Genomic DNA, 24,735 nt, shown 5'->3' on the forward strand with positions numbered 1-24,735 from the left:
ATTATGACAGTACAGGAAAAGATTCATGAGTATCTTAGCGTACATCGCGACGAGATGGTTGAAGACATTAAGACATTGATCAAAGTAGACAGTGCTCGTGCAGAGGCGCTGCCGGGAAAGCCATATGGCGAGGGTGCAGCAGAGGCACTTTTGGCAGGATTGTCTCTTTTTGAGAAGCACGGCTTTTTAGGAAAAAACTGGGATAATTATGCGATTGACACAGTAATCAATGGAAAGGAGCTTGGACTTGATATTCTGGCACATCTTGATGTTGTTCCAGGCGGAGACGGATGGACAAAGACAACACCGTTTGAGCCTATAGTTGAGGATGGAAAGATGTACGGACGCGGAACATCTGACGATAAGGGACCAGCTGTTGCGGCACTCTATGCAATGAAGGCAGTGCGTGACCTTGGATTTGAGTTAGATAAGGATGTTCGTTTGATTTTAGGATCTGATGAAGAGTGTGGAAGTTCTGATATTGCCTACTATTTTGGAAAGAATACTCATGCACCGATGACAATTTCACCGGATGCTGATTTTCCGCTTGTATTTTTAGAGAAGGGAAGCCTTCACACTACATTTACAGCAGAAGTTTCACTAGAGGAAGGTCTTCCTAGAGTAAGAAGTGCTGTCAGTGGAATTAAGGTAAATGTTGTTCCAGCAAAGGCAGATGCCGTTGTTGAAGGAATGACAGCAGATGAGATGAATAAATATGTAAAAGAAGCTGAAGATGAGACAGGTGTGAAGTTTACTGTTTCTTTGGTTGAAGATGGTGCTCTTATGATTCATGCAGATGGTGTATCTGCACATGCGGCAAGTCCAATGGATGGAAACAATGCATTGACTGCACTTCTTAAGCTGCTTTCATCCCTACCGCTTGCAGAAAGCAAGACAAAGACATTGCTTCACAATGTAACTACTCTGTTCCCACACGGTGATTACTGCGGAGGAGGACTTGGTGTGAACCTTGAGGATGAAATTTCAGGAAAGACAACCCTGACACTTGATTTGTTTGAATTAAATGATACAAAGATGAGTGGAACCTTTGATTGCCGTGCATGCAACAGTGCAACAGAGGAAAATACAAAGAATGTTGTTCAAAAGAAGCTTTCAGATGCCGGCTTTGAGCCAAATGATTCACCGCTGAATCCGCCTCATTATGTTCCAAAGGATTCTGAACTTGTAAAAACCTTACTTGAGACTTATACAGATGTGACTGGTGAAGTAAGAGAACCACTTGCAATTGGTGGAGGAACCTACGTTCATCATATTGAAAATGGTGTGGCATGTGGATGTGCAGATCCGTCTGTAGATAACCATATGCATGGACCGGATGAGTTTGTTATTATTGATCAGCTTGTTATGAGTGCAGAAATTTTTGCGCTTGCAATAGTAAAGCTCTGCGGAAAATGAGAAAAAAAGTGGGAAAAGTGCCATCCATTCACAAATCGTTAAAAATTTGGACAAAAAATGAACACATTTATCGGTTATGATGTAGGCACAGTTGAGAAATCAACTGGACATTCATATATCTTTTTCATAGCCGATGAAGTAATCGGCATCCCTCCCCTTTTTATTCCCTTTTGGCCCTGCAGAGAGCAGGGCCTTTTTCTGTATATGATACAGGGGCGAAAAGTCACAAGCGGATCGTGCTTGCACTAGAAGTTGTGACCTTGAGACCCGCCAAAACATGAGGAGACGGTAGCAATGACATTACAGCAATTACGATATGCGATTGCCGTCGCGGACTGTGGATCAATGAATCAGGCAGCAGCAAAATTATTTATTTCTCAGCCGAGTCTTTCAGAGGCAGTAAAGGAACTTGAGAGAGAGATTGGAATCCGTATATTCGGACGAACAAACAGAGGCATCCTTGTGACAACGGAGGGAAATGAATTTTTAGGCTACGCCAGACAAGTTGTTGAGCAGTATCGTTTGATGGAGCAGCGATACGTAGAGAAGACACAAACAAAGAAGCGCTTTGCCGTTTCCATGCAGCATTATACCTTTGCCGTTAAAGCATTTGTTGAGATGGTAAAGGAATTTGGTATGGACGATTATGCGTTTGCAATTCATGAGACAAAGACGGGAACTGTTATTGAGCATGTAAAGGATTTTATCAGCGAGATTGGTATTCTTTATATGAGTGATTTTAATAGGAAGATTTTGATGAAGCTGATTCATGAGAGTGAGCTTGAGTTTATCCCACTGTTTGACTGCAATACTTATGTATATGTGTGGAAGAAAAATCCGATTGCATCAAAGTCTAGTGTTAGCTTACAGGAGCTTGAAAAGTATCCTTGTCTTACATTTGATCAGGGAAAGACAAATTCCTTCTATTTTGCAGAGGAGGTTTTTAGTACCTATGAGTATAAACAGACAATTCAGGTAGATGACCGAGCAAGTATGCTAAATCTGATGGTTGGCTTAAATGGTTATACTTTGTGTTCAGGTATTATTTGTGAGGAGTTAAACGGAAGTGACTATGCGGCAGTTCCGCTTAAGGAAACAGAGGTCATGACAATCGGATATGTGAAGAGAAAAAGTATTCAGTTAAGTGAACTGGCGCAGCTTTATGTTAATGAGCTTGCAAAATACAAGAATCTGGTGCTGAAGTGATGAAAAACCACTTTAATCATCCAATATAGCTATAGGAGAATCCAATAACAGGCGTTTGCTTTTGTGTATTAGACAAAGACAGGCGCCTTCGCTATAATACAGACAGTGAAACAAAAAACACCACCTGAAAGCGAGGATTTAAATATGAGTACATTAAAGGAAAGAAAATTAAAGTTTGAGACACTGCAGCTTCACGTAGGACAGGAGGAAGCTGATCCAGTAACAGATGCAAGAGCCGTTCCGATTTATCAGACATCTTCCTATGTATTTCATAACTCTCAGCATGCAGCTGACCGTTTTGCATTAAAGGATGCCGGCAACATTTACGGAAGACTGACTAATCCGACTGAGGATGTATTTGAGAAGAGAATTGCCAGCCTTGAGGGTGGTGTTGCAGCACTTGCAGTTGGATCTGGCGCAGCAGCTGTTGCATATGCAATCCAGAATCTGGCATTTGCAGGTGATCATGTTGTTGCAGCAAAAAATATCTATGGTGGTACCTACAATTTGCTGGCACATACATTCGTATCATATGGTATCAACACAACATTCGTAGATCCATTTAATTATGAAGAGATTGAGGGCGCTATCAAGGAGAATACAAAACTGGTTTTTATTGAGACACTGGGAAATCCAAACTCAGAGGTTGTTGATATTGAGAAAATTGCAAAGATTGCGCACAAGCATCAGATTCCGCTTGTTATTGATAATACATTTGCAACACCGTATCTTGTAAGACCAATTGAGTATGGTGCAGACGTAGTAGTACACTCTGCAACAAAGTTTATCGGTGGTCATGGAACTACCATCGGAGGTGTCATTGTAGATGGAGGAACATTTGACTGGAAAGCATCAGGAAAGTTCCCGCAGCTGACACAGCCAGATCCAAGCTATCATGGAATTAGCTTTGCAGACGCAGCAGGTCCTGCAGCATTTGTTACAAGAATCCGTGCTATTTTACTTCGTGATACAGGTGCAACTCTTTCGCCGTTCCATGCATTTATCTTCCTGCAGGGACTTGAGACATTGTCACTTCGTGTAGAGAGACATGTAGAAAATGCACTTAAGGTTGTAGATTTCTTAAAGAAACAGCCGCTTGTAGAAAAAGTAAATCATCCGTCAGTATCAGAAGACCCAGAGCAGCAGGCTCTTTATAAGAAGTATTTCCCAAATGGCGGCGGTTCTATCTTTACATTTGAGATTAAGGGCGGCGCAAAGGAAGCACAAGAGTTTATTGATCAGCTGAAGCTGTTCTCACTGCTTGCAAATGTAGCAGATGTAAAGTCTCTTGTTATTCATCCGGCATCTACTACACATGCTGAGTTAAACGAGGCTGAACAGGCAGAGCAGGGAATCAAGCCAAACACCATTCGTCTTTCAATTGGTACAGAAAATATTGATGATATTATTTATGATCTTCAGGAAGCATTTGAAGCAATCTCGAAGTGATAGAAGAAAGAGCCTGTGCATCTGCGCAGGCTCTTCTTTGAAAGGGGAGGATAAATAATAAATGATATCATTTGTAAGCTTTGCGGTTTAGAGGGGGGAATCATAACCGCCTGTCAGCTGACTGCGGCATTTAAAATGCCGCTAGATTTCTGACATTTTTATTATGTCCTCTGATTCATTTTATATACAGATTTCTTATGTTTTTTCGTTTTTCATTTCATGCAATACATATTGAACCATTTCCTGATGTTCTTTTGAATAACCGAAGAAAAAATTCGGATAACGAGTATTTAGCTCGTGATATATAGCGCTGACTTCACGGTGTGATTTTCCAGTCAGTGTATATTCCTCACCCTTCATGGTGACAACATGGATTGTATAGCTTAACTGGCGTCCCTTTATGGTCCGGCGCATAGCAGCATGATCATAGATCCATAATACTTCCGGAAGTGGGATAATGGCACATATATCATCAGAGAGCTCAACAAGATAGCGAGGCGTTAGAATAAGTGTCTTTGTCTGCAGAAGAATCCTTCGACGAATTTGTTTTTCCACATCACTTAAAATTTTCTCAGGATTGCCATAGTGCTCCAGATTTCGGTAGGTTTTTGTTAGACGTGGATTTATGATATATAAAAATGTGCGAATAAAAACCACAATCATTAAGACAAACACCAAAAGAAGGACAACCATAAGCACAATTTCACGCCTGTTTAGATAGGCAGTCTGGTTGACAAAATATTTCTGGCAAACGCTTTTAAGGGATTTTGCATCCCATGAAATATCTTCAGCAAGCTTTTGTGTGAGCGGATCTAGAATTTCGGGTTCAAAAGCATCAACGCGCCCTATAATAGTCTGTCCTTCAAGTGTTTTGGAAGCTGGATAGCCGGCCACAGCGCGGATGAGATAAAAATGACAGCTTCCGCCTATAAGCTCGTAGTAATAATGTCCAACGAGCTCACCGCCTGCCAGACAGTCCTCGCCGCTGTAATAGAGAGTTCCTGTTTTAATTTTCGCATACAAAACCTTTTTTGCCATGGAATCATTGATAAGCATGGCATTGCTGATGGTGCGTTTTGTCACATATTCAGTGACAGGCGAGCGCCATACAAGAAAAATGACAACACCGAGCAGCATCAGCGGGTAAAAAAGGCGCTTACACTGATTTTTTCGGATATAGGATAAAATCATATTGTTTCCTTTCCTTTGTGAGAGATCATGTCAATGTAGATTCACCATACAATGAGTATACTGGATTTTTTTGTTTTTGTAAATAAAATAAAGCATTTTGGGGAAAAGTCAATCGTTGTTGAGGTTCAATTGAGTTTTTATTTGTATGCTACATGCAGCAAGTAAGAAAGGAAGATAATATACTATGAGCAAACAGCGTAAAATCCAAAAAATTATTTTTTGTATACTGGCAGTGATTCTTGTCATTGTTTTTTATGAAGCAATTGGAATTTACACTGCATATAAAAAACAGCCTAAAGTATCTTCTGAAACCAAAACAGCAGTTCAAGAGGAAATTAAAAATTGGAATCAGATTAGTGAGAACCCAGAACGAGCCACGATTATAGAAGAAAATAATGAAGCTCTTTTACAGAGAATCCGTTTGATACAAAATGCAAGGGAAGAGATTATTTTATCTACTTTTGCATTTCACTCTGATGAGAGTGGAAAGCTGATTATGGGAGCTCTTCTTGAAGCTGCAAACAGAGGCATTAAAGTTCGCATACTAGCAGATGGCTTTGAAAGCTGGACTGCTATGGAATGGAATCCTTATTTTTATGCGTTATCTTCTAATGAAAATATTGAAGTGAAGATTTATAATCAGGCAAATCCATTAACACCATGGAAAATGATGGGAAGGATGCATGATAAATATTTGATAGCAGATGGAAGTATATATATTCTTGGTGGAAGAAATACATATAATTATTTTCTTGGTGATTTTGAAAAATATAAAAATTATGACAGAGATGTCCTTGTTATATGCGAGAATCCACAGAAGGAAAATTCTGTTAGCCAATTGTTGGATTATTTTGAAAATATATGGAAACAGGATGACTGTGCTTATTTTCACGAAGATAAAAAATTGGCAGATAAGGCTTCTGTGAAGAAAGCAGCCTTAAGAATGGAAGAAGAATATAAAGAATATGCTGCAGAGTATAAAGAGCGTATTTTTGACAGTGATTATACAGATGAAACCTTTGAGACAGAAAAGATTACTCTGGTGTCAAATCCTATCCATACAGGTGCAAAAGAGCCTGTGGTTTGGTATACGCTTGGAGAGCTTATGAAAAATGCAAAAGAACGTGTAAAGATCCATACACCGTATATCATTTGCAATGAAATGATGTATAATACATGGGCAGATGTTGCGAAGAATGTTTCAGAATTTTCTGTCATGACAAATTCTGCTGCAAATAATGGGAATCCGTTTGGTTCAGCAGATTATGCAGTAAACAGGGATAAAATCGTAGATACAGGGATTGATATTTGGGAGTATGAAGGTGGTTTCTCATATCATGGAAAGAGTATTTTGATTGATGATAATTTATCAGTGATAGGTTCTTTTAATATGGATATGAGAAGTGCATATCTTGATACAGAGCTTATGTTAGTTATACGAAGCAGTGAAATTAACAAACAGCTTGAGGAAGGTATGATGACGTATGAAAAAATGTCAAGACAGGTGTTGGAAGACGGAACATACAATAATCCATATCATGTGGAGCCAATTGCATTAACAAAAAAGAAACAAATAAAGATTTTCTTAGTACAGCATTTGCTTGGATGGGTACGATTTTTGTTTTAATTATGGAGGATATATGTTTAATATTTTAATTGTAGAAGATGATAAGGAATTGAGTCAATTGTTTCAAAAAGTACTTGAAAAAAATGGATATCAGGTTAAATGCGCGTCAGATGGCATGCAGGCATTGGAAACGCTTGACACAGCGTACATCGATCTGATCATTTCTGATATTATGATGCCTGTAATGGATGGGTATGAGCTTGTTTCTAGGCTACGGGCAGCAGGATATCAGATTCCAGTGCTGATGATTACGGCAAAAGGTACGTTTGATGATATGCGTCAGGGATTTTTGTCAGGAAGTGATGATTATATGGTAAAGCCAGTTAATGTAAATGAGATGGTTTTACGAGTTGGGGCTTTGCTGAGGCGTGCACAGATCCTTAGTGCACATAAAATTATAATTGGCTCTACAGAATTTGATTATGATCAAATGACTGTTAAAATGGGTTCAGAAATTCAGGTGCTTCCGAAAAAGGAATTTCTGATTTTGTACAAATTGGCAGCATCGCCAGGACGTACATTTACAAAACAGCAACTGATGGACGATGTCTGGGGAGTGGAAACAGAGGCTGACCCGCATACGATTGAAGTTCATATTGGAAGAATTAGAGAGCGATTTAAGGAAAACTCTGATTTTGAAATTGTGACGATGCGAGGCATTGGATATAAGGTGGTAAAGAAATCATGAAAAAAAGAAAAGAGAAGGAATTTAAAATTCGCACATATTTGACAGGCATTATTTGGCTGGCATTGGCCTGTTCGATGATAATTTCAGCATTACTTTTTGCGTTTTTAAAGCATTTTCTGGAAATGCCGGAAAATATTCCTGCGATTGTCTGGCTGTTGATTTTTAATACAATGATTGCAGGTTTAATTACAGCACTTTTAAATAGAAAGGTTTTAGAGCCGATCACAAAGCTTAGCGAGGCAATGAAGGACGTTTCGCAAGGAGATTTTGATAAACAATTAGAAACAAGTAGCCGTATTGCAGAGGTGGCACAATCATATAATAGTTTTAATGTGATGACAAAAGAGCTTCGTGCGACACACATACTGCAGATGGATTTTGTTTCTAATGTTTCACATGAATTTAAAACACCTATAAATGCGATTGAAGGTTATACGATGCTGCTTCAGGGTGAGGAGCTTTCGAATGAACAAAATGAATATGTAGAGAAAATCCTGTTTAATACTCAGAGATTGTCTTGTCTTGTTGGAAATATTCTTCTGCTGTCTAAGCTGGAAAATCAGAATATTCCAATGAAAAAGACAAAATATCGTCTTGATGAGCAGATTAGACAGGCACTACTTTCTCTAGAATCAAAGTGGACACAGAAGGAAATTGGATTTCAGGTAGAGATGGAGGCTGTTAAATATGTAGGAAATGAAGGACTTTTTATGCATGTCTGGATAAATCTTTTGGATAATGCCATTAAGTTTAGTCCTAATCAGGGAATAATTACGATGTTTTTAAAACAGGAAAATGATCAGGTAAAATTTATTTTGGAAGATGAAGGCCCTGGAATTGACGAGGAAATAAAAAACAGGATATTTGATAAGTTTTATCAGGCAGATGGTTCCCATAAGGCAGAAGGAAATGGTCTTGGTCTTGCACTTGTAAAGCGAATTATTGACAGTGCAGGCGGAACGATTGAAGCACAAAATCGCGAATATGGAGGATGCAGGTTTGTTGTGCAGCTCCCATTACAATAATTATAAAATACTAGGAGGAAAGATATGACGTTTTATCAGGAATTGCAGTTAAATCAGGCAGGATCAAAAAAGATGCTTAAGACAAGTGAGACAAGGAGGGAGAAGGCATATCATACACTTGTATATCTTGTAAAGATTGCGCTCACAATGATATTTTGCTTTGGTTTTGTTACTGTTTTTAGCATTTTGTTTGGCAATGAAAATAGTATTGTAGGTGTAGTAGTTTTATTATGCCTTATGGTATTTAGAAATGCAGATTTGGGAATCCATACAGGACAGTCAACGATATTACTTGTATTGTTCTTTGTAATTATGGCAGTATTTCCACATTTGGCTAATCATGTGTCACCTGTGTTGGGTATACTTTTGAATATAGCAGCACTTGCAGTGTTTATTATTTTTGGATGTCACAATCCATTTATGTTTAACCAGTCAACTTTAGTTTTGGGATACTTACTTTTGTATGGATATGACGTGACAGGAAAAAGTTATCAGATGAGATTAGCAGCAATGGTGGTAGGAGCATTGCTTACCTGTCTTGTATTTTTCAGAAATCATAAAAATAGAACTTATAAGAGAACAATTAAAGATATTATAAGAGAATTTGACATTACATCCTCAAGAACAAAATGGCAGCTGTGCCAGATACTTTGTGTGCCAACAGTGCTTTTTATTGCACAGGTATGTAAAATGCCGAGAGCAATGTGGGCGGGTATTGCAGCTATGTCAGCAATAGTACCTTTCATGGAGGATATGCAGTATAGAGTCAGAAAAAGAATTATTGGAAATGTAGCTGGTGTAATCTGCTTTGTTGCATTGTATTATCTGCTTCCGCCATCGATATACGCATATATTGGAATTATCGGAGGAATCGGAGTTGGATTTTCAGTAAAATATGGATGGCAGGCAGTATTTAATACGTTTGGCGCACTTGCAATTGCTGCGCAGACTTATGGACTTAAGGGTGCAGTAAGTTTGCGTGTGATACAGAACGTGTTTGGTGTTGCTTTTGCACTAGTATTTTGTATTCTATTTTATTGGATGATGTCAAAATCTTGTAAATTAGCTTCAAATCAGGTATAATAAGTTCTTGAACCGTTGTGGAGGAGAAAAAAGAAAGGCGTGGGAATTTATGAACGCATATCATGCATTTGCACTTGTCTATGATCGTATGATGGAGGAAATTCCATACGAGGAGTGGTGCAATTTTGTAACCGATCAGCTTAAAAAATTTGGCATTGAGGATGGTTTGATGCTAGAGCTAGGCTGTGGAACAGGAACGTTAACCGAGATGTTTGATGCGAAGGGATTTGACATGATCGGTGTGGATAATTCAGAAGAAATGCTGGCAGAGGCTGTTGAAAAGCGTGAGCAAAGTGGAAGATCTATTTTATATCTGAATCAGGATATGAGAGAGTTTGAGCTTTACGGAACTGTGCGCGCGGTAATTAGCTTGTGTGACACAATGAATTACCTGACTGAATACGATGATCTTGTTAATGTGTGCCGTCTCGTCAATAATTATCTGGATCCAAATGGCATATTTTTATTTGATCTAAAGACTGACCATTACTTTAAGAGTATTGGCTGTCAGAGTTTTTGTGATGCAGATGAAGAGGTAAGCTTTATTTGGGATAATGATTATGATGAAGAAAAACGAATCAACAGCTATGCGCTGACGCTGTTTGTGCAGGAAGAGGATAATCGTTATGAACGTTTTGACGAATATCATGAGCAGCGTGCGTTTTCTATTGATGAGGTGCGCTGTGCAATTGAAGAGTCGGGCATGATATTTCTTTCTGCAATTGATAAAAATGGTGCACCTGCAACGAAAGATACCGATCGTGTGTACATAATAGCACGCGAAAAGGGAAAAACACCGCTGCAAAACTTATAAAGAAAAGAGGAAGAAACATGAGTGACTATATGATTCGTGCGACTGCTGCAAATGGTCAGATCCGTGCGTTTGCCGCAACCACAAGAGATCTTACAGAATATGCAAGAAATGCACATAATACAAGTCCGGTTGTTACCGCAGCTTTAGGACGCACAATGACAGCAGCTGTCATGATGGGCAGCATGCTGAAGGGAGATAAAGAGCTTCTGACTGTTAAGATTCAGGGTGATGGCCCAATTGGTTCTTTGACAGTAACAGCTGATTCTCATGGCCATGTAAAGGGATATGCGCAAAATCCGGTTGTACTTATTCAGGCAAATTCTATTGGAAAACTTGATGTAGCAGGTGCTATTGGAAAGGGTGTGCTAAGCGTAATCAAAGATATTGGTCTGAAGGATCCGTATGTGGGACAGACAGATCTTGTAAGCGGAGAGATTGCCGAGGATTTGACATATTATTTTGCTGTCTCCGAGCAGACACCATCTAGCGTTGGATTAGGCGTGCTGATGAATAAGGACAATACTGTACGTCAGGCAGGAGGATTTATTATTCAGCTTATGCCAGATGCATCAGAAGAAACCATTTCTGCACTAGAAAAGCGTTTGGCAAAAGTATCTTCAGTAACGGCAATGCTCGACAGTGGAAAAACACCGGAAGATATTTTGCAGGAGCTTCTTGGCGATATGGAACTTGCTGTTCTTGATCGATTGGCTGTCTCATTTAAATGTGGATGCAGTAAGGAGCGTTTTGCACGAGGAATCGCAAGCATTAAAAAATCAGACATTCAGGAAATGATTGATGCAGGAGAGAATATTGAGACCTGCTGTCAGTTCTGCAATTCTAAGTATGTCTTTACACCAGATGAATTAAAAGAAATGATGTAATTAAAAAAGCCGCACCCATTTACTGAGTGTGGCTTTTATGATTATGATTGAAAAATCTGATTGGCATTCTTTTGCAGTGCAAACAAAAGAAGCATTCCAAGTATGCCGCAGGAGATTACCTCACCTATGCCAACTGTAGCTGTTAAGTACCAGATGGAGTCTGGTGCACCATAGACGATGCGAAGAACCTGCGGAACAACAAGGATATTGGCTAAAATTGGCGGCAGAGGTGCCAGCCATTTGCTGATATGGCGCAGCTTATAAGTAAAGAAAGCACCGATCAGTGTGGCAAGTGAGCCAAACAAAATATCCCAGATTGCAGATCCGGTGATGGTGTTACTGATGATGCAGCCAACAAAAAGTCCTGGAATTGCTGCTGGTGTAAAAAATGGTAAAATGGTCAGTGCCTCAGAGAATCGAACCTGAATAACACCATTTGCGAGTCTTAAAAGATTGGCAACCCAAGTTAAAACGACATACATGGCGGCGATCAGTGCTGCCTGAACCATGTGTAAAACGTGCTTATTTCTCATAGATATGTATAGCCTTTCAAATTAAACATGTGAACTCCCCCGTCTTATAAAAAACGGGGGAGTCAAAAATCCTATTATTATCTTATTTTAAAATAATGCAGGATTACAGGCCAAGCATCCGCTCAATAGAAGCCTTAGAGGTAACACCTGTTACCTGATCAATCACTCTGCCATCTCTAAAGATAATCAGAGTTGGGATAGAGGTGATGCCATACTCGGAAGCAAGATCTGGCTCCTCATCTACATTTACCTTTCCAAATACGACGTTGGAATGAGAAGCGGCAAGCTGATCAATAATCGGACCCTGCATACGGCACGGACCGCACCAGGAAGCCCAGAAATCAAGCAGTACTGGCTTGTCAGACTTTAAAACGGTTTCTTCAAAATTGCTTTTTGTAATAGTTAAAACGGACATAGTAAAACTCCTTTCGCTAAATAGTATGCACCCAAGTAGGGGTGATGATTCAAGTAAAATAATTATAGTGCCAACAGTTTTTCAATCAATGCTTCAACGAGGCGTGCAGAGTGATATGATGCCATCTTGGAAAACTGTGTGTAATCCATAGTTGCACTTCCGTCTGCCTTGTCGGAGATTGAACGAATGATCAAAAATGGAACTTCATTTAAAGAAGCAACATGGGCAATTGCACCGCCTTCCATCTCAGCACAAAGACCATGGAAGGTGTCAATAAGCCAATTTTTCTTTTCCTGTCCGGAAATAAACTGGTCTCCAGTTAGGATTAAGCCCTCATAGACTGTAACATCTGGATTTGCCTCATGGCTGCAGGAAACAGCCAGATCATGGAGCAGTTTGTCAGAGGTAAATACCTTTCCAGTACCTGGAACATCACCTGGCTTATAGCCAAGATCTGTAACGTCGAGATCATGCTGGATCACCTCAGTGGAGACAACAATATCGCCAATATTGATGCGGGAATCTAAGGATCCGGCAGCACCTGTGTTTACGATCATCTTTACATCAAACAGATCAATTAACATCTGTGTGCAGGCTGCTGCATTCACCTTTCCGATTCCGGCCTTTACGATAACAACAGGATAATCATGGATGGTACCGCAAAAGAAAGACAGTCCGGCCTTTTTGACGGTCTTTTCAAGTGAAAGATGCTCAAGCAAAAGATCAATTTCCTGCTGCTCGGCACCGATAATACCAAGTGTTTTCTTCATAAAAGTATCTTAAAACCACCTTTCTTGACAATTAGAGTCAGGCACGGATAAACTGGAGTTTCGTGAACTGACCTCAGGGGAGATTGCGCCCCTGATAAGATACAGTATATCAGTACAACTCGAAGATTGCAAGTATCAGATGATGAATGACTCGGTCATTGAATGGACGAGGATTAAAGCGCCTGTGTTCTAAATCATGCCCAAGAATCTTCTAGTAGAAAGTCGCGAATATTGCGGTGCTTGATTCCATTTCTGCTCATATCAAATTCATCGAGAGATACGACATACTTTGGAAAATTGTCTCGAATGTTATCATACACGCCAAATTCACGCTGAATGGTTTCGGGTGATGCGAGTAGGTAGGTTACTTGAATATAGAGGCGCTCTCCACGCTTGTCACATACGAAATCGACTTCTTTGTTTCCCTCTTTTCCAACTGTGACGGTGTAGCCACGGCGCAGTAGTTCCATGTAAATGATATTTTCAAGAATTAGATTGATATCGCGCATGTTGCCGCCGAAGACGGCTTCTCGAATACCGTGATCTGCGATATAATACTTTTCATTTGAAGATAAAAGCTGTTTTCCTTGAAGATCCTGACGTTTTACCTGATAAAATAGGTAGGCATCACAACAATATTTTAAATAATTGAGAATGGTATCTGCAGAGACAGAACGTTTCTCATTTTTTAAGAATTTCACCAAAGAGGAAGCAGAAAATGGTGTCCCTATGTTTGACATAATATAAGCTGTGATTCGCTCTAGCAGATCAACATCGCGAACCTTGTTTCTTTTGACAATATCTTTTAACTGAACTGAGTTAAAAAGATCTGTTAAATATTGAATGGATGGTTCCTCGGCATAACGAAGGTTAGACAAGTATGGCATACCACCCGATACAAGATATTTTTGAAAACAGCTTGAAATTGATTCATCTGGTGCAGTGAGATGGTACAATTCAAGAAATTCTGCAAATGAAAAAGGATAAATAATAAATTCAACATATCGGCCACCAAGATAGGTAGCAAGTTCGCCGGACAACAGTTTGGCATTCGAACCTGTAATGTAAACGTCGCAGTCAAGCGTGATTCGTAGAGAATTAATGCATTTTTCCCAATCTGTTACTTCTTGAATTTCATCAAAGAAAAGGTAGACTTTTCCATCAATGGAAGAAGCAAGCTTTGTGATTTCATCATGCAGAGCCTGTGCAGTTTGCAGGTAGGTGTATCTCATATCCTCAAAGTTAATTGAGATAAATTGGGACGAATCAACACCGGATGCTTTTAATTCGTCTTTTATTAGTTCTAGCATAACGGATTTTCCACAGCGACGGATACCAGTCATAACCTTGACTAAATCGCTTCCGATAAATGGTCGGATGCGTTTCATATATAATTCACGTTTAATCATAAAAGAGGCTCCTTTCATATAATAGTGAGTATATCATATCACTAGTATACTAGATAAAACAAGCAAATATTACAATTTTATCTAGTATAAAAGATAAAATTGGATATATTAGGGATTTTATCGAGTATAAAAGATGAAAAATGATTTGAAACCAAATTATAATATAAAGATCAAACTTATCCATCTAGGAACAACGATTTGGGCTTGCGGTAAGATAGCATTTGTATTATAGTAGTGAAAAAAGTGCCAGACTCGAGTTGACGTATCGGAAAGGGTTCGTTAAGTGAGCTGTCATGAAAAATAGAGTTGAAGTTTGGAGGAAAATGGTAGTGAATATTAAACTAGTAAAGCTGACTGCTGAATATAAGAAGCAGCTGACAGATATGATGGATGAGTGGCTGGCAGTCGAAAAGGACTTCTCTCCATATGCAATTCGAAAGAATGATTACCATGATTTTGAGTACTATTTGGAAAATCTGGAGACAAAAGAAGGTGAAAAGCCTGGTCTTGTGCCGGACTCTGTCTATTTTTGTTTGGATATCGACCGCAATATTTTTGTCGGTGCTGTGAATATTCGCCATTATTTAAACGAAAGTCTTTATAAGAGTGGTGGGCATATTGGCGATGGGATTCGTCCGAGTGAGAGAAGAAAAGGTTATGCGACAGCGATGATTGGTCTGGCTCTTGAAAAATGCAAAGAACTTGGCATTAACAAGGTGCTAATGACCTGCGATAAGACCAATATTGGATCGGCAAAATCAATTACGAATAACGGTGGTGTATTGGAGTCTGAGTTTGAAGAAGACGGTGTGGTGGAGCAGAGATATTGGATTACGCTGGTTTCAATTTGAATTGCGAAGGTGTCAGATGCAAAGGCTTTGCCAAATATGCAAGTCTAGCTGTGGAAGATGAACATTTGACGAGATGATCGGCACGAATAGCTTTATCATATATTAAGGAAAGGAAAACAGAATGCAGTATCGAAAGGATAGAAAAGGCAATGACATCTCTTTACTAGGATTTGGATGTATGCGATTTGAGGGAAGTGGAACAGGAGAATATTTTCAAAAGGCAAATGATCAGGTGATGGAGGCCATCAGACAGGGTATAAACTACTTTGATACTGCATATGTCTATAAAAATAATGAAAAAGTGCTTGGCCGCATTCTGGTTGAGAACAATTGCAGAGATCAGATCTATATCGCAACGAAGCTTCCGCAGTATATGGTGAGATCAGTTGCGCAGGCAGAAAAAATCTTTAATCAGGAGCTGGAACTTTTGCAGACTGATCATATTGATTATTATCTGATGCATATGCTGAATGATTTGGCTTCTTGGAACCGCTTAAAAGCGATGGGGCTTGAGGATTGGATCAAGGAGAAAATGGACAGCGGAAAGATTCGAAATATCGGGTTTTCCTATCACGGCAATACCGAGAATTTTAAGCCAGTTGTAGATGTATTTGATTGGGATTTTTGTCAGATTCAGTATAACTATTTGGATGAAAACATTCAGGCCGGAAAAAAGGGTCTTTTATACGCGGCAGAAAAAGGACTTCCAGTGATTATCATGGAGCCTCTTCGCGGAGGTCGCCTTGTTGGAATGCTTCCAGAGACAGCAAAAAAGCGCATTGCAAAGTCTGATGTAAATGAGTCAGCTGCTTCGCTTGCACTTCGATGGCTTTACGATCAGCCACAGGTAACATGTGTGTTATCTGGCATGAATTCAATGGAGATGGTAAATGAGAATTGTAAAACTGCATCACTGGCATTGCCAGGTTGCCTGACCGATGATGAGAGACAGCTGATTGAGGATGTGAAAAACGATATCAAAAATAGTGTAAAGGTAGGCTGTACAGGATGCAATTATTGCTGCCCATGTCCGAAGGGAGTAGATATTCCAGCTGTTTTTCAGTGCTATAATCAGCTGTCAGAGGACAGTCATGCGCGCTGGCGCTATATTCAGATGACGACATTTAGAAAAGAGACAACAAATGCTGCAAAATGTGTTGGCTGTGGTGCCTGTACAAAGAAATGTCCTCAGCATCTGGATATACCGCAGTTATTGAAGGAAGCTAAAAAGGAGCTTGAGACTCCGATGTTCAAGATTATAAATTGGGGAACGCATTTTTTCCATTTTTATTAAGATATAATATGAAGAAAAAAAGGGAAAAGCCGCAGCTTCTCCCTTTTTTATAGCGTCTTTTGTTTATCTTTGCACATCAAAGCTTTGGTTCATAAGTCTCTGGATACTCTCTACATCGGTGATATTTGTATCACCGTGAATTGAGTGCTTCATAACAGAGGAAGCAACGGCAAAGTTGACAACATCTCTTGGCTTATAATTGTTCATGAGAGCATAAATAAGGCCGGATGAGAAGGCATCGCCGCCGCCTACACGGTCAAGAATCTGGAAGCGGAAAAGCTTGCTTTCGTATGTCTGTCCATTATAATACAGATAAGCCTTTAAAGAGTTTTCGCTGCTTGAGTGGGTGTAGCGAACATGTCTTGCAATTGCTTTGAAATGATAGCGGTCTGCCATTGCCTGGAAGATGCGGTCTTGCTCTTCGTAATCAGGCTGCATGGACATGCCATCCTTTAAATCATGACCATTTTCATCCTGTAAGTGAAGTGGCTCAATACCAATAAGCACATCGACATATGGAAGGTAACGACTGATGATATCTCTTGCCTCATCGAAGCTCCACAGCATACTGCGGTAATTGCAGTCAAAGCTGATTGTCATGCCGAGCTGTCTTGCAGCGTAGATTGCAGCTTCGATTAAGATTTGGCAGCTGTTAGAAAGTGCCGGTGTGATTCCGCTTAAGTGAAGCCAGTCATAGCCTTCAAGCAAAGCCTTAAAGTCAACAGTAGTATAGTCATATTCTGCAAAGGCGGAATGCTTGCGGTCATAAATTACTTTAGAGGAACGTACACCGATTCCTTCCTCAAGGAAATAAACGCCCATGCGCTCGCCGCCGAAGATAATAGGGGATGTATGTACATCATTTGCCTTTAAGGAGCGGACTGCGCTTCGTCCGATATCATTGTCAGGAAGGACAGTAAATACTGTAGTATCAACGCCAAGGTTTGCTAAAGAGACAGCAACATTTGCCTCAGCACCGCCAAAATTGACAACGTAAGAGCTGGTAGTGCGGATCTTCTCATAATCCGGAGGGGAAAGACGCATTAAAAGTTCGCCGATTGTGATAAACTTCATGATTTTTGATTCCTTTCTTTCACTATTAGAGAACGTTTCACTATTACTGTCATTATAGCTAATCTGTAAGAAAATTACAAGTAAAATTAAAATAGTATCAGGTTGCAAAATCTTTTATAGTAAACTATAATGGAATTTAAGTTAGGTTTTTGCCTGGCTTAGATACGCACAAGACAGCATGGAGGTACATACAGTATGGTTCAATTATTTGAAAGTGGTGCATACCTGATTGACGGAAAAGAGCTGATCGCAGACAATGCAGATGCGGCAGTGCAAGTAGCGGCAAAGACAGGCCGTACAATTTCAAAAGAGGAAGCGGCAAAGCAGACGATGGCATATAAGATTCTGCAGGCGCATAACACATCAGGGGACGACGAGCATTTAAAAGTGAAGTTTGATCGTCTTACTTCACATGACATTACCTTTGTTGGAATTATCCAGACAGCAAGAGCCAGCGGACTTGAAAAATTTCCAGTTCCGTATGTTTTAACTAACTGCCATAACAGTCTTTGTGCGGTAGGCGGAACCATCAACGAGGATGATCATATGTTTGGCCTTTCCTGTGCACAAAAATACGGCGGTGTCTATGTACCTCCGCATTTAGCAGTTATTCATCAGTATGCAAGAGAAATGCTTGCAGGCTGTGGCAAGATGATTCTTGGTTCTGATAGCCATACACGCTATGGTGCACTTGGAACAATGGCATGTGGTGAGGGAGGACCAGAGCTTGTAAAGCAGCTTCTTGGCCGTACTTACGATATTGATATGCCTCAGGTTGTTGCAATTTATCTGACAGGAAAGCCTGTAAAGGGTGTTGGCCCGCAGGATATCGCATTGGCAATCATCAAGGCTGTATTTGCAAACGGCTATGTAAAAAATAAGGTAATGGAGTTTGTTGGACCTGGCGTTGACAATTTGTCTGTTGATTACCGTATAGGTGTCGATGTTATGACTACTGAGACTACATGTCTGTCATCTATCTGGAAGACGGATGAGAAGGTACAGGATTTCTATGAGATACACAGACGTCCGGAGGAGTATAGAGAGTTAAATCCGGGAGCAGTGGCATATTATGACGGTGTTGTATGTGTTGATCTGTCAGCAGTTCGTCCGATGATCGCAATGCCATTCCATCCGAGCAATGCATATACGATTGATGAGCTGAATGCTAATCTTGATGATATTCTGGCTGATGTAGAGAAGCGTGCAGCAGTGAGTCTTGGAAATAAAGTTCCGTTTACTTTGCGTGACAAGGTAAGAGACGGCAAGATGTATGTTGATCAGGGTGTTATCGCAGGATGTGCAGGCGGCGGTTTTGAGAATCTGTGTGATGTTGCCGATATGTTAGATGGACAGAGCATCGGTGACGGACGTTTCTCATTAAGTGTATATCCGGCATCTCAGCCTGTTTACATGGAATTAATTAGAAACGGTAGCATTGCAAAGATCATGGAAACTGGTGCAACTGTTAGAACAGCATTCTGTGGACCATGCTTTGGTGCAGGTGATGTTCCGGCAAATAATGCATTTTCAATTCGTCACTCAACAAGAAACTTCCCAAATCGTGAGGGTTCAAAGGTCAACAACGGACAGATCGCATCAGTTGCACTTATGGATGCACGTTCAATTGCAGCGACAGCACTTAATAAGGGCCGACTGACAGCAGCAACTGATATTGATGTGAACTTTACAAAGCCAAAGTACTATTTTGACAGTCATATCTACGAGAAGCGTGTTTATAATGGTGTAGGAAAGGCAGATCCATCTGTAGAAATTCAGTTTGGACCAAATATCAAGGATTGGCCGTCAATGGTACCGCTGACCGATAATATCTTATTAAAGGTTGTATCTGAGATCCACGATCCTGTAACGACAACGGATGAACTGATTCCGTCTGGTGAAACATCATCATTCCGTTCTAATCCGCTTGGTCTTGCTGAGTTTACGCTCTCCAGAAAGGATCCGGAGTATGTTGGACGTGCTAAAAAGGTTCGTGCAGCAGAAGAAGCACGTGAGGATGGAAAGTGTCCATGTCAGGCAGATGATGAGGTAGCAGCTGCATTTAATGAGATTCATAAGCTGTTCCCAGATGTAAAGGCAAGCGAGACAGAGATTGGCTCTGTAATTTATGCAGTAAAGCCTGGAGATGGTTCTGCGAGAGAGCAGGCAGCATCATGCCAGCGCGTACTTGGCGGTCTTGCTAATATTGCGAAAGAGTATGCAACAAAGCGTTATCGTTCGAATTTGATTAACTGGGGTATGATTCCATTTATCTTCGAGCCAGAGAAGCTTCCATTTGCAAATCTGGATTATATTTTTGTGCCAGGTATTCGCGATGCTGTTAAGGAAAAGCAGCCGAAGGTAACAGCTTATGCTGTCAAGGATAACGCACTTGAGAGCTTTGAGCTTGAGATTAAGCCGCTTACAGATGATGAGAGACAGATTATTCTTGATGGCTGCCTGATCAACTACTATAAAAGTCATTAAAATCTGATACTATTCAGATAAGTTTAAGCAGCGGTTTTTCAGCGCAGAGATATGTGCTGGAAAATCGCTGCCTTTTTACAAAATCGAAACTTATAATTGGGAGGAATGACGATGGAGCGTGTTAATTTACAGGAAGGCTGGCGTTTTGCCAAGGCAAACAGCGATGAGTGGACACCATTGAGTGTGCCAGGAACAGTTTTGTCTGGTCTTTTAGAGGCAGGCAAAATGCAGGATCCGTATTATCGTGAAAATGAATATGAAGCAAGAGAGCTTCTGGCAAAGGATTATGTCTTTGAAACTGATTTTTGTATTTCAGAGGAGCAATTAAATAAGAAGCACTGCGTATTAGTCTGCGAGGGACTTGATACATTGGCTGATGTTTACGTAAATGAGAAGCTAGTCGGAAAGGCTGATAATATGCATCGCACATGGCGCTTTGACTGCAAGGACGCATTGCAAAAGGAAAATCATCTTCGCATTTACTTTCATTCAGCACTGACTTACATTCGTGAGCATGAGGCAACACCGGGAAAGGAGATTACATATGAGCCAACAGGTGGTATTTTAGGTAATCAGTATATTAGAAAGGCACATTCTATGTTTGGCTGGGACTGGGGCGCACAGCTGCCAGATATAGGCATCTGGAGAGATTTATATCTGGAGTGTTATAATGCAGGCCGCATTGAGGATGTGGTAATTCGTCAGAAGCACACATGGAAAGAGCGCCCTCAGATGGGTGAGCTGTCTCAAGAGGAATATATTGAGGCAGTTGAGCAGTCTGATACAGTTTCTCTTAGTGTGGAGGTGAAGCCTGAACAGGATACAAATTTAGAGAATACAAAAGTAATAGTCACATTGACAGATCCAAAAGGCGTGCAGCTAGAGCAAATCGTTTTGCCGACAATAAAAGAAGCAGTCTGTGCAGAAATTTTGGTAGCGCAGCCAAAGCTTTGGTGGTGCAATGGGCTTGGGGATCAGCCACTGTATAAGGTGCAGGTATCTTTGGTGGATAACAATCAGTTCGTGCTTGATTCAAAGGAATATTCTATTGGTCTTCGTGAACTTACAGTCAGCACAAAGAAGGATGAGTGGGGAAATGAATTTGCATTTGTAATAAATGGTATTCATATTTTCTCAATGGGAGCTGATTATATTCCAGAGGACTGCATCTATCCATGGATCACGAAGGAACGCATAGAGGCATTGATCCGATCTTCTGTAAAAGCTAATTATAACATGCTTCGTGTATGGGGCGGCGGTTATTATCCATCTGATACATTTTATGATTTGTGTGATCAGTATGGTTTGATTGTATGGCAGGATCTGATGTATGCATGCAATGTCTATGACTTTACAGAAGAGTTTGAAAAGAATATTTGTCAGGAAACAGTAGATAATGTGCGCCGTCTGCGTCACCATGCAAGTCTGGGACTATGGTGCGGAAATAATGAACTAGAGTCTGCATGGGATCATTGGGGTATTTCAGAGACACATAGTCCACTGCTCAAGGGAGATTATATCAAGCAGTTTGAATACGTGCTTCCGAAGGTAACAAAGGCAGAGGATCAAGCGACATTTTATTGGCCATCATCACCATCATCAGGCGGATGTCTTGATAATCCAGACGATCATGACAGAGGAGACTGCCATTACTGGGATGTATGGCATGGCATGAAGCCATTTTCAGATTATCGCAGTCATTATTTTCGTTTCTGTTCTGAGTTTGGATTCCAGTCCTTCCCGGAAAGAAAGACAATTGATACATTTGCACTGCCGCAGGACTGCAATATTTTCTCACCAGTTATGGAGAGTCATCAGAAAAACGGTACAGCAAACGGAAAGATTTTATATTATATTTCCGAGAATTTCCGTTATCCAAAGGACTTTGACAGCTTAGTATATGTAAGTCAGGTGCTTCAGGGTATTGCAATTAAGGCAGGAGTAGATCACTGGAGAGCAAACAGAGGACGCTGCATGGGTGCACTGTATTGGCAGTTAAATGATAACTGGCCAGTGGCATCATGGGCAAGTATCGACTATTTTGGACGATGGAAGGCACTTCATTACATGGCAGCCCGTTTCTTTGCACCAAAGGCCGGTTATATTTATACAGAGGGAACAAAGGCAGTTATCAGTGCAGCAAATGAGACACTTGAGAATCAGTCACTGACCGTAACAGTGCGCATCAGGGATGTGGAGCTTAATGTATTATTTGAGGAAACTGTGGAGACGACAGTAAAGGCACAAAGCAGTATTCATGTGCTGGAGCGAGATTTTGCAGATGTGATCGGATCAAAGAAGCGCCGCGTGTTTGCAGAGGCAGTTTATACATGGCAGGACGGCACGACAAGTACTGAGGCAGAAAGCTTTGTTCCATATAAGCATATGGATCTTTTGCAGCCGCAGATCGAGACTTCTGTAACAGAAAAGGATGGCACTATTGAAATACAGATAAGTGCAGACTGTTTTGCACCGTTTGTATGGTTAGAAATAGAAGATGATGTTATTTTCTCCGATAATTGTTTTGACTTAACATCGGAAGAGACAAAAACAATCTGCATACGAAAGGAAGATGTTCTGTCAGGAAAGGTGCTTAGCGCAGATAATGTGCGAAAAACACTCAAGATAAGAAGCCTTCGTGATACATATGAGCAGTAATAGCCATAAGTTGTAATGGAAAAACAACTTGAAAAATAATCCATATCATGCTATTCTGATGTAAGAAAGAATTGGAAAGGTGAAGGTCGAAAAATCTATGGGGAAGATAAAAGAGCGGTTTTTACAATGCAAAAAGAACCAGGGCGGTTTTACTCTGGTTGAGATGATCGTCGTGCTGGTTATCATTGCAATTTTGGCGTCTTTGATGTTAGGTGCACTGAATGGTTACATAGACAAGGCAAAGGAAAAGGAAGTGCTTGCTGACTGCAGAAGTGTAGTATTAGCGGCTAATACAGTTGGATCTGAGGTTTATTCAGGAAAGACGGCGTATCGTCCGCGTACACAGGTGCAGGAGCTTTCAGGCGTAAAGCAAAATCCAGATGTTGGTTCTGATACAGGCTGTGTAGTTGAGTATGATTCTCAGTGCAATGTCATAGGTGTTGCATGTTGGACGGGTGATATTACAGCTCAGTACCTGGCACCGAATACAGCGTATAATTCATCTGCTACGGCAAAGATGGAAATCATTGATAAGGGTGCAATTGTTGTATCAGACAATTGGTCTTCTTTAAATGAGCATGCAAAGGATGTAGATGAAAACGATCAGGATTTTACGATTGATTAAGTCAGGAGGAGCAAAATGAGATCATTTGCAGAGAAATTAAAGAAAGCTAAGGAAAACAAAAAGGGTTTTACACTTGTTGAAATTATCGTAGTGCTTGTTATTATCGGTATTTTGGCATCTCTGATGTTAGGTGCATTAAATGGCTATATCGACAAGGCAAAGGAAAAGACACTGACAGCAAACACAAGAAGCATTTATCTGGCAGCTCAGACAGTAGCGAGCGAACAGTATGCAAACGGCAATACTACAGATATCCTTTCAGACGATAAGAATCTTGCAGATGTAGATTCGCTTTCTGGCGGTCTTTTGACGCAGTATGGAAGTGGAAACTATGCAATTACAGTTGAGGCTGGAAAGGTTATTTCTGTCAGTGTAACCGACAGCGGAATAAAAAAGACCTGCACGATTACAGATGGAACGATCAAAATCGAGTAAGTGGCAAAATGACATGGATTGAATTGATATACAGCCTTCCCTTCATACTGATGGGGGGCTGTATATTTTCATTTGCGGATGTTGTGGCAGACAGACTTCCGAGAAAAATCTCGTTTGTAAAGGGAAGATCATATTGTCCATCTTGTGATCATACACTTGCCTGGTATGATATGATTCCGGTAGTCAGCTGGCTGCTTCTTAGAGGAAAATGCCGACAGTGCAGGTGTCGGATTCCGGCTAGATATCCAGTTACGGAAGCAATGGGAATGGCAGCCGCAGAGATTAGTTTATTATGTTTTGGAGGTTGGAATGGCTACTGGCATGAGATTAACCTTTGTGTTGTGACTGTCTTTTCTTTGCTGACACTTTTATTAATCATTGCGCAGATTGATCAGCAGACAATGGAGATTCCAAATGGTCTTGTTATTGCCTGTATAGTGCCAGCGGCGATAGCTGTATTTGCATTTCCAGATGTCACATTAACAGAACGGCTGATTGGATTTTTTTCAGTCAGTCTGCCGCTATTTGCGATAACGCTTGCTGTGCCTGGAGCATTTGGCGGCGGAGATATCAAGCTGATGGCGGTGATCGGATTTTTTCTTGGCTGGAAAATGAGTCTGACTGCGTTTATGCTTGCCGTATTTTCAGGAGGTATTTATGGAATCGGACTTCTCTTGTCAAAGAAAAAGGGTGCAAAAGAGCATTTTGCATTTGGCCCGTTTTTGTGCGCAGGGACAGCGCTGACTTTATTTGTGGGAGAATGGCTGCTTTCCTGGTATCTATCCATAATTTTTTAAAAGG

The 24,735-nt window shown here is 40.5% G+C and carries 22 protein-coding genes; 16 read left to right on the top strand and 6 right to left on the bottom strand.

Annotated elements, in window-relative coordinates; all coding sequences use genetic code 11:
- The first annotated feature begins 3 nt into the window (after positions 1–3).
- The 3 genes from LKD48_RS03300 (at position 4) to LKD48_RS03310 (ending at position 4,071) form a co-directional block, all read left to right on the top strand.
- Entirely contained in the window at positions 4–1,416 is a 1,413-nt protein-coding gene (locus LKD48_RS03300; RefSeq protein ID WP_308731184.1) for a Sapep family Mn(2+)-dependent dipeptidase, read from the top strand.
- A 294-nt stretch (positions 1,417–1,710) separates the two neighbouring features.
- The gene (locus tag LKD48_RS03305; RefSeq protein ID WP_308731185.1) at positions 1,711–2,622 is read left to right on the top strand and encodes a LysR family transcriptional regulator; all 912 of its coding nucleotides are present in this window, start codon (positions 1,711–1,713) and stop codon (positions 2,620–2,622) included.
- 144 nt (positions 2,623–2,766) lie between these two features.
- Positions 2,767–4,071 carry an O-acetylhomoserine aminocarboxypropyltransferase/cysteine synthase family protein gene (locus LKD48_RS03310; RefSeq protein WP_066556735.1) on the top strand — a complete coding sequence of 435 codons (1,305 nt, stop codon included), beginning with the start codon at positions 2,767–2,769 and terminating at the stop codon, positions 4,069–4,071.
- 195 nt (positions 4,072–4,266) lie between these two features.
- On the opposite strand, the gene LKD48_RS03315 is transcribed toward LKD48_RS03310, so the two are convergent.
- A complete protein-coding gene (locus LKD48_RS03315; protein WP_308731186.1) occupies positions 4,267–5,262 on the bottom strand; it encodes a DUF6709 family protein in 996 nt (331 codons plus the stop codon).
- 184 nt (positions 5,263–5,446) lie between these two features.
- On the opposite strand from LKD48_RS03315, the gene LKD48_RS03320 reads away from it, so the two are divergent.
- The 6 genes from LKD48_RS03320 to hslO are packed head-to-tail and all read left to right on the top strand — an operon-like array spanning position 5,447 to position 11,383.
- On the top strand, positions 5,447–6,889 hold the full coding sequence (locus LKD48_RS03320; protein ID WP_308731187.1) for a phospholipase D family protein: 1,443 nt from the start codon (positions 5,447–5,449) through the stop codon (positions 6,887–6,889).
- Between the two features lie 13 nt (positions 6,890–6,902).
- A complete protein-coding gene (locus LKD48_RS03325; RefSeq protein WP_308731188.1) occupies positions 6,903–7,577 on the top strand; it encodes a response regulator transcription factor in 675 nt (224 codons plus the stop codon).
- A complete protein-coding gene (locus tag LKD48_RS03330) occupies positions 7,574–8,602 on the top strand; it encodes a HAMP domain-containing sensor histidine kinase (RefSeq protein ID WP_066556723.1) in 1,029 nt (342 codons plus the stop codon). The genes LKD48_RS03325 and LKD48_RS03330 overlap by 4 nt, the downstream gene beginning before the upstream one ends.
- Positions 8,603–8,626: 24 nt before the next feature.
- Positions 8,627–9,685, top strand: a complete 1,059-nt coding sequence (locus LKD48_RS03335) for an FUSC family protein (protein WP_308731189.1) — start codon at positions 8,627–8,629, stop codon at positions 9,683–9,685.
- Between the two features lie 49 nt (positions 9,686–9,734).
- Positions 9,735–10,499, top strand: a complete 765-nt coding sequence (locus tag LKD48_RS03340; protein ID WP_118611917.1) for a class I SAM-dependent DNA methyltransferase — start codon at positions 9,735–9,737, stop codon at positions 10,497–10,499.
- Between the two features lie 17 nt (positions 10,500–10,516).
- A complete protein-coding gene (hslO, locus tag LKD48_RS03345) occupies positions 10,517–11,383 on the top strand; it encodes an Hsp33 family molecular chaperone HslO (RefSeq protein WP_118611918.1) in 867 nt (288 codons plus the stop codon).
- Positions 11,384–11,424: 41 nt separating this feature from the next.
- On the opposite strand, the gene LKD48_RS03350 is transcribed toward hslO, so the two are convergent.
- From LKD48_RS03350 to LKD48_RS03365, 4 genes are all read right to left on the bottom strand, one after another.
- Entirely contained in the window at positions 11,425–11,916 is a 492-nt protein-coding gene (locus tag LKD48_RS03350) for a QueT transporter family protein (RefSeq protein ID WP_118611919.1), read from the bottom strand.
- Between the two features lie 103 nt (positions 11,917–12,019).
- Entirely contained in the window at positions 12,020–12,331 is a 312-nt protein-coding gene (gene trxA, locus LKD48_RS03355) for a thioredoxin (RefSeq protein WP_118611920.1), read from the bottom strand.
- 62 nt (positions 12,332–12,393) lie between these two features.
- Complete coding sequence (locus LKD48_RS03360; RefSeq protein ID WP_118611921.1) at positions 12,394–13,101, bottom strand: 5'-methylthioadenosine/adenosylhomocysteine nucleosidase; 708 nt, start codon at positions 13,099–13,101, stop codon at positions 12,394–12,396.
- Between the two features lie 194 nt (positions 13,102–13,295).
- The gene (locus LKD48_RS03365) at positions 13,296–14,510 is read right to left on the bottom strand and encodes an ATP-binding protein (RefSeq protein ID WP_118611922.1); all 1,215 of its coding nucleotides are present in this window, start codon (positions 14,508–14,510) and stop codon (positions 13,296–13,298) included.
- A 329-nt stretch (positions 14,511–14,839) separates the two neighbouring features.
- On the opposite strand from LKD48_RS03365, the gene LKD48_RS03370 reads away from it, so the two are divergent.
- Positions 14,840–15,361 (top strand): GNAT family N-acetyltransferase, encoded by a 522-nt coding sequence (locus LKD48_RS03370; RefSeq protein WP_118611990.1) that lies wholly within the window; start codon positions 14,840–14,842, stop codon positions 15,359–15,361.
- Positions 15,362–15,482: 121 nt separating this feature from the next.
- Complete coding sequence (locus tag LKD48_RS03375) at positions 15,483–16,655, top strand: aldo/keto reductase (protein WP_308731191.1); 1,173 nt, start codon at positions 15,483–15,485, stop codon at positions 16,653–16,655.
- A gap of 63 nt (positions 16,656–16,718) precedes the next feature.
- Here the strand turns inward: LKD48_RS03375 and LKD48_RS03380 are convergent, their stop codons facing one another.
- Positions 16,719–17,729: a sugar kinase gene (locus tag LKD48_RS03380; protein WP_118611924.1), complete on the bottom strand. Its 1,011-nt coding sequence runs from the start codon at positions 17,727–17,729 to the stop codon at positions 16,719–16,721.
- A gap of 195 nt (positions 17,730–17,924) precedes the next feature.
- Between LKD48_RS03380 and LKD48_RS03385 the strand changes: the two genes are divergently transcribed.
- The 5 genes from LKD48_RS03385 to LKD48_RS03405 all read left to right on the top strand — a co-directional run bounded on the left by LKD48_RS03385 (position 17,925) and on the right by LKD48_RS03405 (position 24,731).
- Positions 17,925–20,216 (top strand): hydratase, encoded by a 2,292-nt coding sequence (locus LKD48_RS03385; protein ID WP_227100528.1) that lies wholly within the window; start codon positions 17,925–17,927, stop codon positions 20,214–20,216.
- 111 nt (positions 20,217–20,327) lie between these two features.
- Positions 20,328–22,874 (top strand): beta-mannosidase, encoded by a 2,547-nt coding sequence (locus LKD48_RS03390; RefSeq protein WP_308731192.1) that lies wholly within the window; start codon positions 20,328–20,330, stop codon positions 22,872–22,874.
- Positions 22,875–22,971: 97 nt separating this feature from the next.
- Positions 22,972–23,499 (top strand): type II secretion system protein, encoded by a 528-nt coding sequence (locus tag LKD48_RS03395; RefSeq protein WP_118611928.1) that lies wholly within the window; start codon positions 22,972–22,974, stop codon positions 23,497–23,499.
- A 15-nt stretch (positions 23,500–23,514) separates the two neighbouring features.
- On the top strand, positions 23,515–23,934 hold the full coding sequence (locus LKD48_RS03400) for a prepilin-type N-terminal cleavage/methylation domain-containing protein (protein WP_118611929.1): 420 nt from the start codon (positions 23,515–23,517) through the stop codon (positions 23,932–23,934).
- 8 nt (positions 23,935–23,942) lie between these two features.
- Entirely contained in the window at positions 23,943–24,731 is a 789-nt protein-coding gene (locus tag LKD48_RS03405; protein WP_308731193.1) for a prepilin peptidase, read from the top strand.
- Positions 24,732–24,735 lie beyond the last annotated feature (4 nt).

The sequence above is a fragment of the Anthropogastromicrobium aceti genome (genome assembly GCF_020687335.1).
Classification (GTDB): Bacteria; Bacillota; Clostridia; order Lachnospirales; family Lachnospiraceae; genus Anthropogastromicrobium; species Anthropogastromicrobium aceti.